Raw genomic sequence first — 14119 nt, 5'->3', positions numbered from 1 at the left:
GTGCGTCGGATGTGGGGTGCGGTCAGGCCGCGGACGGGGTGGAGCCGGTGCGGCGGCGCGAACGGGCGATCTTGACGATCCCGTACAGGCCGATGAGCGACCAGATCAGCTCGGTCCAGAACACGCCCGCATTGAAGGGGTTGGCCGCCGAGGCGGCGAGGAATCCCGCGCCGACGAAGTTGAGGATCTGGTACGGGTAGTGCTCCGTGGTCCACTTGCCCAGGTTGAGCATCGCGAAGGCGAACAGCAGGGCGACGGAGGCGATGAGGCCGAAGATGACCATTGCGGACATGCTGGCGGCATCCTTTCGTGGGGGTCGATTCGAATCGGCGCACGCGATTCGGCGCGCACGATTCGACGAACGATGAATTCGGGATACCGGCCCTGCGCTTCTCCGGCGGCTGACGAATCGTTCGGTGACGGTCACGATTCGCTCGGGTCGATGATTCAGTTCTAACGCCTCGGTCCCCGCATGCGCGAGTGTTCCGCCCCCGAAAAACCGGACGGGCGTACAAACGCGCAGGCCAGGACGTCGTCAAGCATGTTGGACGGTCGTTCGGTGCGTATTGCGAACACGCGCGAACTAAATTCGGCCTCAGAAGCCCACCGGCAAAGAGACAGGTGCCACGGGCTTTCACCCGGTCCCTGTGGCCGGACCAGACCCCGCATTCCCGGCGCGTTCTCCGGTGCGCCCCGAACGCCCGGCCCGCCGATGCAGAGGTGACGGCAGCGGCGGGAATCGCAGAAAGCACCCGCCATGTCCCATGCCCCCACCGGCGTCGACCCCGATATCCGGGACGTCAATTTGCACGTCAAGCCCGGACGGAAGCGCGCCCCCTTCTTCCGCTACATCCGCATCAACCTGCCGCGCCTGACGCGGGCAGCGATCATCGCCGTGATGGCGCTGCTGGCGTTCACCGCCGCCGTCGTCGCCCGCAGCGGCCACCTGCCGTTCAGCGCCGGCGACATCGCCCTGTGGCTCGTCGTGGCGCTCGCGGTGATCTTCATCGTCGTCGCGCTCGTGCCGTCGACGCGCCCGTGGGACTTCGGCTGCGTGCCGGCCCTGGCCGCGATCCTCGCCTACGTCGGCGGCCTGTTCGGCGACGCCCCCTACGTCTGGAACGGCGCGAGCGTCGAACTCGCCGCCGCCTGGAACTCGATGATGCTCCTCGGCGTCGTCTACCTGGTCATCCGGTGGGCCGCGGGCTACGGGATCCTCGCCGTGTACCCCGACGACCAGGGCTTCGAAGACTAGGCGCGAGCCGGAAAGCACGGAAGGACACACATCATGCTCACCGAATTCCCCGTCTGGCTGCGCATCGAGCACTTCGTGAACATCATCTTCATCACGTTGTTCATCCGAAGCGGCATCGAGATCCTGGGCACGTTCCCCAAGCTGCACCGCTCCATCCACACGCCGCTGGGCGGCCAGTGGGCGCAGTTCACCATCAAGCAGAAGCGCAAGCGCAAGTACTTCCCCGTCGCCGGCGAGTACGACGACTACTCCCCCATCGTGTCCCTGCCCGGCCACGGTGACCTGGGGCAGGGCCGCTACTGGCACTTCATCTCCGTCATGGGCTGGGTGTCCATGATGGTCATCTACTGGGTGCTGCTGGCCGTCACCGGCCAGTGGCAGCGCTACATCCCCGACGGCTGGGACACCTTCGCCCAGGCCGGCCGCGACATGCTGACCTACCTGGCGTTCCAGGTGCCGCCGGCGATGGACGGCTACCCGTTCAACGCGGTGCAGCAGCTGTCCTACGGCTTCGTCATCCTGGTGCTGCCGTGGTGGATGATCATCACCGGCGCGTTCCAGTCCCCGGCGATCAACAACCACTTCCCGCGGATCTCGCGGGCGATGGGCGGCCGCCAGGTCATCCGCACCATGCACTTCTGGGGCCTGATCGCCTACATCGTGTTCATCGTCGTCCACGTGCTCATGGTCGTGCTCCACGGCTACGGCCACGAGGTGTCGAAGATGGTCTTCGGCCACGCCGAGCACCCGCTGGCCGGCGGCGTGATCTTCTCCGCGGGCCTGGTGCTGGTGGTGTTCATCCACGTGTGGGCGACGAAGACGTCGACGAACTCCCCGCGCGTCATCGAGCGCCTGCACAACGTCGTCGTCCGCCCGCTGACCCGGGCGCTGCGCAAGCTGCCGGCGAAGACCACCACGTACCGGGACGCGGAGGTCACCAAGGCGCCGCACCACCGCGCGTCGGGCATGCCCCCGGCCACCGAGGCGTACATGGCGCTGGTGTGCAACGACTACGACGACGACTATGTGCTGGAGATCGGCGGGCTCGTCGAAAAGCCGATGCGCCTGACCCTGGCCGACCTGCGCGACATCGCCGCCGGGCACTCCCAGAACACGGTCCACCACTGCGTCCAGGGGTTCACGTCCGTGGGCAAGTGGGACGGGGTGCGGCTGCGCGATCTGCTGGAGCTGGTCCGCCCGCTCGACGGCGCCACCGACGTGGTGGTGCACAGCTTCCAGAACATGACCCGCGACGACGACCTGTACGAAGGTTCGTACTACTACGAGTCCGCGCCGATGGAGGAGGCGATGCAGGACCAGTCGCTCATCGCGATCGGCTACGACGGCGACGAGCTGCCCATCAAGAACGGCGCCCCCATGCGCCTGCGCCTGGAGACGTCGACCGGCTTCCGTTCGGCGAAGTGGCTCGACCGCATCGAGGTGGTCAACCGCTTCGACATCATCGGCGAGGGCAAGGGCGGCTTCTTCGAGGACACCTCCAGCTACGACCGCCTGCAGACGCTGTAGGCACCGCGGACGAGAAGGAGAACACCAATGTCACGCGCGCTCTACCAGGACATTTTGCTTGACGACGCCCACGTCGACCGCGTCCGCCGGTACCTCCGGGAGGTCGATTTCCACCTGCCCGGGGCGACGGCCGACGATTTCGAGATCAACCGCCGCGCCCGCTACCTGGGCTACATGTTCCAGGCGGAGGACCTCGAGGCGTTCGGCGTCGGCCTGAAGTGCACCCGGCCGGGGTTCGAGGGCCGCAACACGTTCATCCGCATGAGCCGCGGCCAGCTGCTCGGCGAGGAAAATGCGAAGCGGCTGCCGGTCAACGAGCCCGTGCTCGCCGCCGAGTCGATGACCCTGCACCGGATGTACGAGGCCGGCGGTGAGGCCGGGGCGGCAATGCGCCACGGCATCGGGACGTACGACTCCGACGCCGGGTTGCCCGGCGGCGACATGGATCTGGCGATGCTCGAAGCCCAGCTCGGCGACATCATCGCCTTCCGCAACGGCGACCCCGTGCCGGGCGACCAGGAGATCCTCGACCTGAAGATCTACTGGGGCACCCTGCTCGCCGGCCGGTACCCGCGGTTGAAGCATTTCGAGCGGGCCGGGAAGCTGTCGCCGGAGCAGGCGGAGCGGCTGGGGAAGTTCGAGTCGACCGTCAACGCCGTGTCCGACGTGCTGGTGGGCCTCGGCCTGCCGACCTTCGAGACGCTGAAGACGACGCCGAAGGTCGACGGGTAGCGCCGTCCCGCGCGGGCCCCGCTCTCGGGTCCCACGCGGGCCCGCCCGGGCCCGCTACCCCAGGAAGGCCTTGTCGGACAGGGTCGCGCCCTTGATCTTCACGAACTCCTGCAGCAGGTCCTGCACGGTCAGCTGCGCCTTCGTCTCGGCGGAGGCCTCGTAGACGATGCGGCCCTCGTGCATCATGATCAGCCGGTTGCCCAGGCGGATCGCCTGCTCCATGTTGTGGGTGACCATCAGCGTGGTCAGGCCGCCGTCCTCGACGATCTTGTGCGTCAACTCGGTGACCAATCCGGCGCGCTGGGGGTCCAGGGCGGCGGTGTGTTCGTCGAGAAGCATGATCTTCGGCTGCGTGAATCCGGCCATGAGCAGTGACAACGCCTGGCGCTGGCCGCCGGAGAGCAGCCCGACCTTGGCGGTCAGGCGGTCCTCAAGGCCCAGCTCCAGGGAGCGAAGCTGCTCGACGAAGACCTCGCGCCGCGCCTTCGACAGACCCAGGCCCAGGCCGCGGCGCTTGCCGCGGAGGTAGGCCAAGGAGAGATTCTCCTCGATGGTCAGGCTTGGCGACGTCCCGGCGAGCGGATCCTGAAAGACCCGCCCGATGTACTTGGCGCGCTTGTGGTCGGGCATCTTGCCCACGGAGATCCCGTCGATGCCGATGTCGCCGGAGTCGATGGACATGCGGCCGGACACCGCGTTGAGCAGCGTGGACTTGCCGGCACCGTTGGAGCCGATGACGGTGACGAAGTCGCCCTCCGCCAGATCCAGGGAGACGTCGACGAGGGCCTTGCGCTCGTTGGCGGTGTTGGGGAAGAACGTCTTGGAGACGTTTCGGATGGTCAGCATCACGCGTTCACCTTCCCGTCGGTCGCGGTGACGGCAGCCGCATCGCCGGCGCCGGTGACCGCCGCGGTGTTCGGCGTGACGGCACCACTCGCCCCGGCCCCGGCGCCATCACTGGTGCGGCCGCGGTTGGCGCGCGAGCCGGCGATGGCGCCGCCGATGGCCGAGCGCCACTGGGGCACCAGCAGCGCGATGACCACCAGCGCGGCGGTGATGAACTTCATGTCGTTCGGGTTCAGCCCGACCTCCAGGGCGGCGAAGATGATCAAGCGGTAGAGCACCGCGCCGACGACGACCGCCGCGACGGACAGCCACAGGAAACGCTGGCCCAGGATCGCCTGGCCCATGATCACCGATGCCAGGCCGATGAGGATCAGGCCGACGCCCATCGAGTTGTCGGCGAAACCCTGGTACTGCGCGAATACCGCGCCGGCCGCGCCGACCAGGCCGTTGGACAGCGCCAGGGTGATCAGCTTGGTGCGGTCGGTGGACACGCCGAGGGAGCGGATCATCGGCCCGTTGTCGCCGGTGGCGCGCACCGCCAGGCCGAAGTCGGTGTTGAGGAACCACACGATCGCCGCGGTGATCACCGCGACGACGGCGGCGAAGATGCCCACCGACGCCCACGACCCCATCAGCCCGGCGTCGCGCAGCGGGGTGAAGATGGTGTCCTCGCGCAGCAGCGGCACGTTCGACGATCCCATGATCCGCAGATTCACGGACCACAGGCCGATCTGCGTCAAGATGCCCGCGAGCAGCCCATCGATGTTGCCCTTGGTGTGGAGCAAACCGGTGATCAATCCCGCGGCGAAACCCGTCGCAAAGCCGGCGAGAATGGCCAGGAAGGGATTCCACCCGGCCAGGATGGCGACGGCCGCGGTGGCGCCGCCGGTGGTGAAGGAACCGTCGACCGTCAGGTCCGCGAAGTTGAGGATGCGGAACGTGAGAAACACGCCCAGCGCCATCACTCCGTAGATGAGGCCGAACTCGACGGCGGGGATCATACGGTTTCGGCCTCGCTCAGGATGGCCTCGGGGATGGTCACGCCCTGGCGCTTGGCGGCGTCCTCGTTGACCATGTAGGTGAACTCCTTGGCGGTCTCGACGGCCGTGGTGGCCGGGTCCTCGCCGTCGCGGAGGATGCGCAGGGCCATCTCGCCGGTCTGGCGGCCCAGTTCGGTGTAGTCGATGCCCAGGGTGGCCACGGCGCCGCCCTCGACGGTGCCGGCCTCGGCGCCGATGACCGGGGTCTTGGAGCTCTCGGCGGCCTGGACCAGCGAGGCGATGCCGGATACGACCAGGTTGTCGGTGGGCACGTAGAACGCGTCGACGTCGCCGAGGGCCTGGACGGCCTGCGGGATTTCGGTGACGTTGGTGACGGTCTGGGTCTCGATCTCCAGGTCGCGCGACTCCGCGGCCTCCTTTGCGGCGTCGACCTGGACCTGCGAGTTGACCTCGCCGGAGGCGTAGACGATGCCGACCTTCTTCGCGTCCGGCACGAGCTCCTTGAGCAGGTCGAGCTGCTGGTCGACGGGCGCGACGTCGGAGGTGCCGGTGACGTTGGCGCCCGGCTTCTCCATCGAGTCGATGAGGTCGGCGGACACCGGGTCGGTGACGGCCGTGAACAGGACGGGGGTGTCCTGGATGTTCTGCGCCGTGGCCTGCGCCGCGGGGGTCGCGACGGACAGCACCAGGTCCAGGTCGGCCGACGCGAACTGCTGCGCGATGGTCAGCGCGGTGGACTGCTCGCCGTTGGCGTTCTGCTCGTCGAACTCCACGTCCACGCCGGCTTCCTCGAACGCTTCCTTGAAGCCCGCGGTGGCGGAGTCGAGCGCCGGGTGCTGGACCAGCTGGTTGATGCCGATCTTGTAGGTGTCGTCGCCGGAGGCGCCGTTGCCGCCGTTGCCGTCGTCGGACGAGCAGCCGGCCAGGGCGAGGGCGCCGGCGGTGAAGATCGCGGCGATCTTGGTCTTGCGGGACGTGAACATGGGAGAGCCTCCTGTTGTTCCGGAAGGGACACTAAGAACTTATCCGTACGGGGGTGACCGGAGAAGGCTCACGCCGTTTCCGCGCCGATTTCGTTCCGCGCGGGGGCACCCGAACGCTGCGGTTTGTGGGATTCGGGGGTGGAGGGCGCTTCTGCGGCTCCGCGGCGCTCTCCTGCCTGCCGTGCGGATCCGCGTCGCCCTCCGGGCGGATTTGCAGCCTCGAGTCGCTAACGACTATTCGCTTGGCAATGTCCCGCCTCACCGGACAAGGATCTTACCTAACAGACGCTGAAAGCTGGCACACCAATCCATTTCGCCAACCATGCAATAAACCATGCAGTGAGAGCACTTCAAAACTGAGCCCGCCTTAATTCAGTTTAAATTGGTCAATCCATATACAACCGAACTCGAAGAACTAGCAATAGCTGCCGGGACGGCCAATCAAACACACCACTCTTGCGAAAAATATCTAAACGCAATAATTAAAGAGGCCGACCGCCATTCACAATAGTCTAAATCTGTGCGAAGTCATCAATTCAAACGCCTCCCGCTCCAGCACCTCAAGCTTTGAGGAGGAAAGGTCCCCAGACCTAAACATTTCGTAGCGAATTGGCCAGCAATTCGACCAGTCCTCCATTCTCCCATCCGTGAAACGAACAACACCAGAGTATTCTTTCGCAATTGCCGAGCGAAGATCTTGATCGCCGAACGACCAAAGCATAACCGCCACCAGCGGAGTCAACCATTCTTCAATTGCATGAACATCGAGCTGAGGATTGGGTCTTTCCAGGCCAAATTTTCCGAGAAGCCTCCAAAGATCAAGTTGGAAATACTGAATAAGATACAGCATCCAACAAGAAGTTTCGGTACTGCCCCTCTTCAACTCCCGGTACGCCAAGGAATAAATGATGTCATCGTAAAAGCTGAGCGCCGAAGCCGAAACCATGTTACGCTGACACATACTGTCAACAATTGACGGAATGAGGTGCGGCCACCTAAAGGCCGAATTAAGCGATCGGCAAAGAAATTCTTCAACCTCATCAGGCGTCGAACACATCCGGAGGCGCATCTTCCAGGCATACTTTGCCACGGAAAGTCCAGGATAGTCGCGCTCGAGTGCCAGGAGGTCAGCGAAGAACGCCGGAATACCCGAACTCCCCGCGTAAAACTGGCCAGTTCCAAGGAACCGACCCACAATCACCTGTATTCCTGAACCGGAGTACTGATGAAAGTCGAGTATCTCTTCCTTGGAGTGATTCAGATCCAGCGAATACCGACGAAGCGTTGCCGCAATTTCCGCAATCAGAGATTCAATATCTACTTCTTTCGATACCAACATTGTGATATCGTCGATTGCCCTCGCATACAACAGCTCCCCAGCCAACTGCTTCTTATTTAGCAATTCGTCGACAGGCTCCAGGATTAGCTCGGCGGCCACATTTGAAGTGACAGGCCCAATCGATATCCCATCGGTGCGACTATTCCTGCTAGTTTGAAAAGCTCGATCAATCTTGGCGCCGACAGAAGAGGAGGCGGCACCCCGCTTCTTCTCTATCGCCCATTCGAGCGCATGAGAATAAATACTAGGAAAAAAGTTGGAAATGTCCAGATTGACAATCTTTCCATTAACAAACTTTTCCGAAGGCTTTCCTTTAGTGAAGCCCGTAGGATTACCAATGCCAGTCGACTTAACCGCGCCAGAAGGCCGCCCGAACGGGTTCGTAATTTGATTGTAGCTCTCGTCAAATATGACAATGCGACCGTCCGTCTGCCGAGCTCGCGGAGATAACATGGAATGGGGATTGTTTATCCGAGGGAACAGGGAATTCCAATTATCGCAAAGCCCCTCGACCAACCAACTGTACCCTGCTGGATGAGGAAACTCCATGTGACGTATTTTCCCATCATACCGCACGGAGCCATATACACAAGGGGCAAGCTTACTTATTTGCTTATTGAAAGGCTTATTGCCGCCAGGCGCTGCACAGGGCTGCGTCGACGTTATCAATGCCTGGGCGAGGGAATCGGAAAAAGAATCTGTTCGAATTATCCGGGGTAGTGCAGGCACGTCGCGCACATTGTTCAACCACTGCAGTCTATATGCGGCGTCTTTAAACTGCTGTTCACTAACCATTTTATCTCTTTCGTGATGGGCTATTTTCCGTTGCCAACGCTACATCATCGAAGTTTCGCCTTCAAGCATTTTAGGAATGATTCACCAATTGCTTGTTTCATATGCTTTTTGGAGAGGGGTTCTTTGGCGCATCCGTTCCCGTCCTGCACCGCCCGCTGCTATTGCTGGTGTCCCTAGCTTTGAGACAGGTGGAGCGCTTTGGGCGTGGGTTAGCCCGGGATATGGAATCAGGGACACAAAGAGCCCTCTAGGTTGCGGAAGCTGCGGCGGCGAGCTCGTCGTCGATGGTCGTGGCCGCCGAAGCCCGGACGCCGATGACGCCCATCAAGACAGCGGCGACGACCAACGCGATGAGAATCGCCCGCCACTCCCCCGTCGCCCCGTAGAAGGCACCGACCGCAACTGGGCCAGCGCCGGCCACGAGGTACCCATAGGGCTGGACGAATCCGGACAGTTTCGCCGTCACCACGTGCGAGCGACTGCGCGCGGGGATGAGGGCGATGGCCGTCGGGAAGCAGAAGCCGCCGAGTCCGAGGAAGAAGGACCAGAGGAGGGGGACGTAGCCGTCGGCAAGCAAAAGCCCGAGGTACCCGACCGCGGTGGCCGCCGCGAACACGACGACGTACGGCGTCAGTGAACGCGCGCGGGCGATGAGCGACGGCATGACCAGCCCGCCGAGGACGTTGAGGCCGCCGACCAGTGCCAACGCGAGCGTGCCCGTCGTCGCCGACGCACCCGAATCGCGGTAGATCTGCGGGAGCCAGCCCATCTGGATGTACGCGTTCATGGACTGCAGACCGAAGAAGACGAGGAGGAACCGCGCCGTCGAGGAACGCCACATCGGGGCCGACTCCGACGCCCCGGCGCCGGAATCCGGTGAGGTGGCCGGGTCGGGGCGGGGACGGTCGTCGCCGAACCGGGCCACGACCACCATCCACACGACGACCTGCACGGCCGCCGGCACCGCCCACACGGCCAGGGCCCACTGCCAGGCGGAATCGCCGCGGAAGAACAGGGCGCTCAGCGGGCCGATCGCGCCGGACAGGCCGAGCAGGGCGCCGTAGGCCGTCATCAACGCGACCATGTGCCGGCCGCCGTGCCGCTTGATCCATGCCGGCAGCAGCACGTTGGCCACCGCGATGCCCGCGACGACCAGCCCCGTGAGCACGGCGAACACCCACATCGCGCCGACCCACGGGCGCACCGCCAGGCCGATGAGGCTCAGCACCGCGCCGAGGGTGATCGTGCGGGTCAGACCGAGTTGCTTCGCGACGGGCACCGCCACCAGCCCCAGCAGCGCAAACAGGAAACCGGGCATCGCCGTGATCAGGCCCGCGTACTGCGCGCCCGCCCCGAACGCCGCGAGCGTCTCCTCGAGCACCGGGCCGACCGACGAGATGCCCGCGCGCAGGTTGATGCCGATGGCGATGACCGCGGCAAACAGCGCGGCGGCCGCGAGCGTGCGGGGTGCGCGGGGCGCGCGGCGAGACGGGCCCTCAGAATGCGGAGAGCTCGGCGGGGTCGGAGGGGTGGCGGGCATTGGCCCATTAAGCGACGGGGTTGGTGGGGTGTCAACTTTGCGGTGTCGGCTCGCTTCCGGGCCGTCCCTTTTCGGGTGCGGGTGGTCTGCTTTGCGACGGGAACGTCGTCAAGCAGAAAGCCGTGCCATCCTTGGGGGATGGACGATTCGTTGAGCGGGGACTTCGAGTGGCAGCCCGTGGACACGGTGGAGGAACTGGCCGAACACATCGATCGCGACGAGATGCTCGACGGCCTGCGCATGGCCGATCAGGTGAAGTTTTGGGCCATCTACCCAGGGCTGTACAAGGCGGTCGTCGACGGCACCACGGTGTCATATGACGGCGAGCATTTCCCCGGCGGCTCCATGTGCGACTGCGACGCGGTCGGGGTCGCATCCATATGGTGCCGGCACATGGCGGCCGTGGGGCTGGTGGTGCTCGGGCGGGGGCGGGTGCCGGAGGGCGCGGAGGAGGCGATCCTGAACTACGAAAAGGTCTACACCGCCGAGGAGTGGGAAGAGATGAAGGAGGAGGTATTCGCCGCCCTCGACGAGGAGGACGCCAACCGGACGATTTTCACCAAGTTCGGCGGCTGGAAGAAACTCTGGGCAATCGAGCGCGAGTGAGGGGTGGGGCGGCTAGCTGCGCTTCGCCTCCGGGAACAGCTCCTTGAACTCCGCGATGCCCTCTTCCGGAAGCCACACGTAGGTGCCGCCCTGGCCGTTGTCGATGAACAGTCGCACGCGCCCGGGCACGTCGCCGAAGTCATCGAGGATGTCCATGGCGACCTCGGGGTTGAGCCAGTCGTCGGCCTGCTCGAACTCCATTCGCCGGGCCACGCCGTCGAGGGTGTATTCCAGCGTGGCGGTGCGGGCCTCGAAATTGAGGTGCGATGAGGCGTCGGAAAGCCTGTCTTCCTTACCCGTCGCCTGAGCCCACTGGCGGACCCAGTTGGCGTAATCAGCGTGGTCCTCGATCATCTCGGCGTCGAAGTGAAGCACGTGCGAAAACGCCGCGCCCTCCAGGTCCTCGCACGTGAGGATGAAAAACGGGGTCGCATCGGTGGGGTGGATCGTCTCGGGACGCAGCAGCTCGAGGCCCGCGCGGCGGAAAGCGTCGATGATGGCGTCGCGATCATTCTGGTTTTCCATGCGAACGAAGATACGCGCGAGTGGCGAACCTGGCATGGGGTCGTGCGCAGGATCGGACCCTATCCGTACTTCTGCTCCATTTCCCCGCATAGCGCGGGATCGTCGATATACCCCTGCTGGCAGCCATGGTGGGTCTGCGCTTCACCGGACGAGTCGTACACGGGATCCTCGGGAACCGGCGCCGGGGCAGGTGCCGGGGCCTCGCCGCCAATGGGTCGGCCGCCCTTGCTCGGATCGGTGCACCAGCTGGGATCGGGGACGTGCCAGTCAGTCTGCGGGCAGACGTACGGATTCTCGGCGAGCTGCGCATCGCGTTTCGCCTGGCAATCCGGGTGCGGGCCAAAGCTCCCGTCGCTGAATCTCCCATTGCCAGTCCACGATCCACCTCCATAAATGCACTCCACCAGCTGAGACGTGGGTTCGGCGTTTTCTGAGGATGCGGCAGTCGCGGACGACGCGCTGCTCGTCGTCGAGGACGTGGAGCTGGACGTGCTCGTGGAACTCGACGCCGTCGAGCTCGTCTGTTCCCCATCACTCGACTCATCGGCTCCGCAGCCAGCGAGCAGGAGCGCGGCGATGGGAAGGGCGACCATCCGGGCAACGGTTTTCATGACTCAACTATGGCAGAGAGTGGGAGCTCAGGCGGCCTCTACTGAGTTGCCGGCTGACTCGTCGACAAAGCCATCCGCGACGATGCGGGTCTCGCGTTCAACGATGACCTCGTCGCTGAAGCGGCATTCGGTGCATCGACGGCGATGAACGGCGAGCCGATCGGCGAGTTCGTTGAGCGGATCGCCCGAGTGGCCGCGCACCCACTTCAGCTGGATCCCATGGTCGCGAATGAGGACGCGCATCTGATTCAACTGCGACAGTCGCTTGCCGGTGGCCCAATACGTCGCCCGATTGCCGGACAGCGCGCCGAGAGCCTGCCGAGAATCGGAAAGAATGACGATCTTCCGATTCGGCTCGCGCGACATGGCGTCGTCGATGGCGTACTTGATGGCGAGAAACTCAGCCTCCGCGATCGCATTGACGTCGATCATGCGCGAGGTGTGGTGGCCTTCGGCGCTGATCCAGGCGATGCCGGCAGCGCCATTGCGTCCGCGGGACGCGTCGGTGGCGATGTACAGCGGTTCCCGGTTGCGCGCTTCTTCAGCCTCGATGCTCTCGACGCGCGCCACTTCCTCGGCCAGTCCCCTATCGACCGCCTGAAAGACACTGCGGCGCGACGCACCCACCACCCCGAGGTGCCCGGAGAACCGTTCAAGCCCGAAGGGCAACGTGCCAACCGCCGCGGCCACCGTCACATCGGGGATATCCACCACGACACGGCCGTGCACCGGCTGGACGGCCGCCAGGTGATCGGCCAATTCCGCCGCAATCCGCGCCCGGGTGTCGATGACCCGGCGGCTCAGCGTCGCGTACCGGGCATTGACGAATTCCTGCCGTTCGCCCAGCGTCGCTCGCGCCGCCCGCTGGCCAGGATGTTCGTAGCGATCGCACTCGACCCGCGTGAGCACCCAATCGGACAATCCCGGAAAGCTGACGCGGAGCTCGCCGCACACGATGGCGGCGGTGGTAGTGGTCGCCGTATCCACGTGGATGGTCGCGAGCACGGCTTCGGCACCCGAGACCGTGGTCGGGCGGGGCGTGGCCGTGACGTCGCCATCGCGAAGCGGCACGAGCTGTGGGTTTATGCGCCGGCGCATCATGGCGGGCGACGGTCCCGGCGATGCCGGGGCGAACTGGGAAGGCTGTGGGACCGGGGCGATTGCGGTGGTCATGGGAATCTCCTTTCGTTGATGCCCGCACCGTATCCAGTGGCCTGGATAACCTGGCCGAATCGACTCGAACAGATTCTCGACACCCTCACCCTCGTGGCGCCGAGGCATCCATGCCCACCCCGAATAGCCCACCAAATCTCCCGATTCGGCCGCAACCAGCGTCTCTGAAACTTAAGAGAGCTATGCAGAAGCATTCCCTCAGCCAAAATCCGCCTTCCTGAGCAGCCCATGCACGCCGACGGTCCGGTCGACGACCTGCGACAGTGCCAAGTCGGCAGCGGCGGACAAGTACGCGTAAGCGGTGACGCGCTCGACGCCAAGGTCATGCTCGAGGAAGTTCAGCGCATTGACCACGGCGCGGCGCATCACGACGCTGAGGTCGCCAGACCCCCGGGATCCGACAACCCGATGGGAATCCAATGCTCCTAGGTCACCGCCCAGGAATAGCCGAATGAAACGGATGGCGCATCGGCGTGCTCGCGCTTGCACACCGTCAGCTAAAACATTGAGCGGGGCGAACCCTTCCTTGCGGCGAGCGCGACCTCACCTTCACCATGACCATGTGGGAGGCGACGGTGTCAAACAGGACCCCTTCCACTCGAGCTAGCAGGGCGAACGCGGACCAGTGCCCAGATGATCAATGTCGATGTTTCAGCCGCCCAACGTCAGTGTCACGGAATTGTCCCGAGAGTCGATCGGCGACGCACCGCCTGAAAGCGCAACCCCCATTATGCTGGCGAACGGCCGCTGTGGGAATCGCGACTCGACGGGCCGCTGGCCATGACGCCGCAGCAAACTTTGACCGGAGTGCAGACGGAGACATTGCCGATGCCCATGGAATCGTCCGAGTCGGGCTTGCGACGTTCGATGGAGGCATCACTTCGACCGCAACAATGCCATCGGGGGCAACTCCATCCGAGGTCGCCGCCAACGATCGCCATGACGGAAAGAGACGACTCAGTACCGAGCGCGAAGCTCGTTGGCAATCGCTTCAATATTCAACACGCCACCGGGCATGACCCCTTCGACAGTGATCAAGCCAGTAACCACAAAAGGACCGTCGGTCGCGAAGTCGCGTTCAGAGCGTGAATAATCGACAGCGATGTCGGTCGCATCCTTAAGGACGCCAGCCTTCGCCATGCCTTGCCCAAACGACAGAGCCCAAGTAACTGTTTAAATCAATAGC

Annotated in this window: 14 protein-coding genes; 4 read left to right on the top strand and 10 right to left on the bottom strand. The window is 64.3% G+C overall.

All coding sequences use genetic code 11. The features are described from left to right. Positions 1 to 22: 22 nt before the first annotated feature. Entirely contained in the window at positions 23 to 292 is a 270-nt protein-coding gene (locus CX1_RS04495; RefSeq protein ID WP_046651266.1) for a CBU_0592 family membrane protein, read from the bottom strand. A 465-nt stretch (positions 293 to 757) separates the two neighbouring features. Between CX1_RS04495 and CX1_RS04490 the strand changes: the two genes are divergently transcribed. Genes CX1_RS04490 through CX1_RS04480 form a run of 3 tightly spaced genes read left to right on the top strand, consistent with a single transcriptional unit; the run spans position 758 to position 3514 of the window. Then, positions 758 to 1255, top strand: coding sequence for a hypothetical protein (locus CX1_RS04490; protein WP_046651265.1), 498 nt, complete (start codon positions 758 to 760; stop codon positions 1253 to 1255). Between the two features lie 33 nt (positions 1256 to 1288). After that, the gene (locus CX1_RS04485; RefSeq protein WP_046651264.1) at positions 1289 to 2782 is read left to right on the top strand and encodes a molybdopterin-dependent oxidoreductase; all 1494 of its coding nucleotides are present in this window, start codon (positions 1289 to 1291) and stop codon (positions 2780 to 2782) included. 27 nt (positions 2783 to 2809) lie between these two features. Further along, positions 2810 to 3514 carry a hypothetical protein gene (locus CX1_RS04480; RefSeq protein ID WP_046651263.1) on the top strand — a complete coding sequence of 235 codons (705 nt, stop codon included), beginning with the start codon at positions 2810 to 2812 and terminating at the stop codon, positions 3512 to 3514. Positions 3515 to 3568: 54 nt separating this feature from the next. On the opposite strand, the gene CX1_RS04475 is transcribed toward CX1_RS04480, so the two are convergent. From CX1_RS04475 to CX1_RS04460, 5 genes are all read right to left on the bottom strand, one after another. Then, positions 3569 to 4360, bottom strand: coding sequence for an ABC transporter ATP-binding protein (locus CX1_RS04475; RefSeq protein WP_046651262.1), 792 nt, complete (start codon positions 4358 to 4360; stop codon positions 3569 to 3571). Then, positions 4360 to 5361, bottom strand: coding sequence for an ABC transporter permease (locus CX1_RS04470; protein ID WP_046651261.1), 1002 nt, complete (start codon positions 5359 to 5361; stop codon positions 4360 to 4362). The genes CX1_RS04475 and CX1_RS04470 overlap by 1 nt, the downstream gene beginning before the upstream one ends. Beyond that, positions 5358 to 6344: an ABC transporter substrate-binding protein gene (locus CX1_RS04465; protein WP_060925328.1), complete on the bottom strand. Its 987-nt coding sequence runs from the start codon at positions 6342 to 6344 to the stop codon at positions 5358 to 5360. Before CX1_RS04465 ends, CX1_RS04470 begins: the two co-directional genes overlap by 4 nt. A gap of 502 nt (positions 6345 to 6846) precedes the next feature. Next, positions 6847 to 8232, bottom strand: coding sequence for an RNA-directed DNA polymerase (locus CX1_RS12305; protein ID WP_160298035.1), 1386 nt, complete (start codon positions 8230 to 8232; stop codon positions 6847 to 6849). Positions 8233 to 8725: 493 nt separating this feature from the next. After that, positions 8726 to 10018, bottom strand: a complete 1293-nt coding sequence (locus CX1_RS04460) for an MFS transporter (protein ID WP_082719095.1) — start codon at positions 10016 to 10018, stop codon at positions 8726 to 8728. Positions 10019 to 10156: 138 nt separating this feature from the next. Between CX1_RS04460 and CX1_RS04455 the strand changes: the two genes are divergently transcribed. Next, on the top strand, positions 10157 to 10624 hold the full coding sequence (locus tag CX1_RS04455; RefSeq protein ID WP_046651260.1) for a hypothetical protein: 468 nt from the start codon (positions 10157 to 10159) through the stop codon (positions 10622 to 10624). A 12-nt stretch (positions 10625 to 10636) separates the two neighbouring features. Here the strand turns inward: CX1_RS04455 and CX1_RS04450 are convergent, their stop codons facing one another. The 4 genes from CX1_RS04450 to CX1_RS12295 all read right to left on the bottom strand — a co-directional run bounded on the left by CX1_RS04450 (position 10637) and on the right by CX1_RS12295 (position 14073). Continuing rightward, positions 10637 to 11149, bottom strand: a complete 513-nt coding sequence (locus CX1_RS04450) for a hypothetical protein (RefSeq protein ID WP_052753324.1) — start codon at positions 11147 to 11149, stop codon at positions 10637 to 10639. A gap of 638 nt (positions 11150 to 11787) precedes the next feature. Further along, positions 11788 to 12933, bottom strand: coding sequence for a ribonuclease HI (locus CX1_RS04445; RefSeq protein WP_160298034.1), 1146 nt, complete (start codon positions 12931 to 12933; stop codon positions 11788 to 11790). A 198-nt stretch (positions 12934 to 13131) separates the two neighbouring features. Continuing rightward, on the bottom strand, positions 13132 to 13302 hold the full coding sequence (locus CX1_RS12300; protein ID WP_156425055.1) for a hypothetical protein: 171 nt from the start codon (positions 13300 to 13302) through the stop codon (positions 13132 to 13134). 588 nt (positions 13303 to 13890) lie between these two features. Beyond that, positions 13891 to 14073, bottom strand: coding sequence for a hypothetical protein (locus CX1_RS12295; RefSeq protein ID WP_146780622.1), 183 nt, complete (start codon positions 14071 to 14073; stop codon positions 13891 to 13893). Positions 14074 to 14119 lie beyond the last annotated feature (46 nt).

This window comes from Corynebacterium xerosis NBRC 16721 = ATCC 373 (genome assembly GCF_001552415.1).
GTDB classification, from domain to species: domain Bacteria; phylum Actinomycetota; class Actinomycetes; order Mycobacteriales; family Mycobacteriaceae; genus Corynebacterium; species Corynebacterium xerosis.
This window is presented reverse-complemented; position numbering and strand designations above follow the sequence as displayed.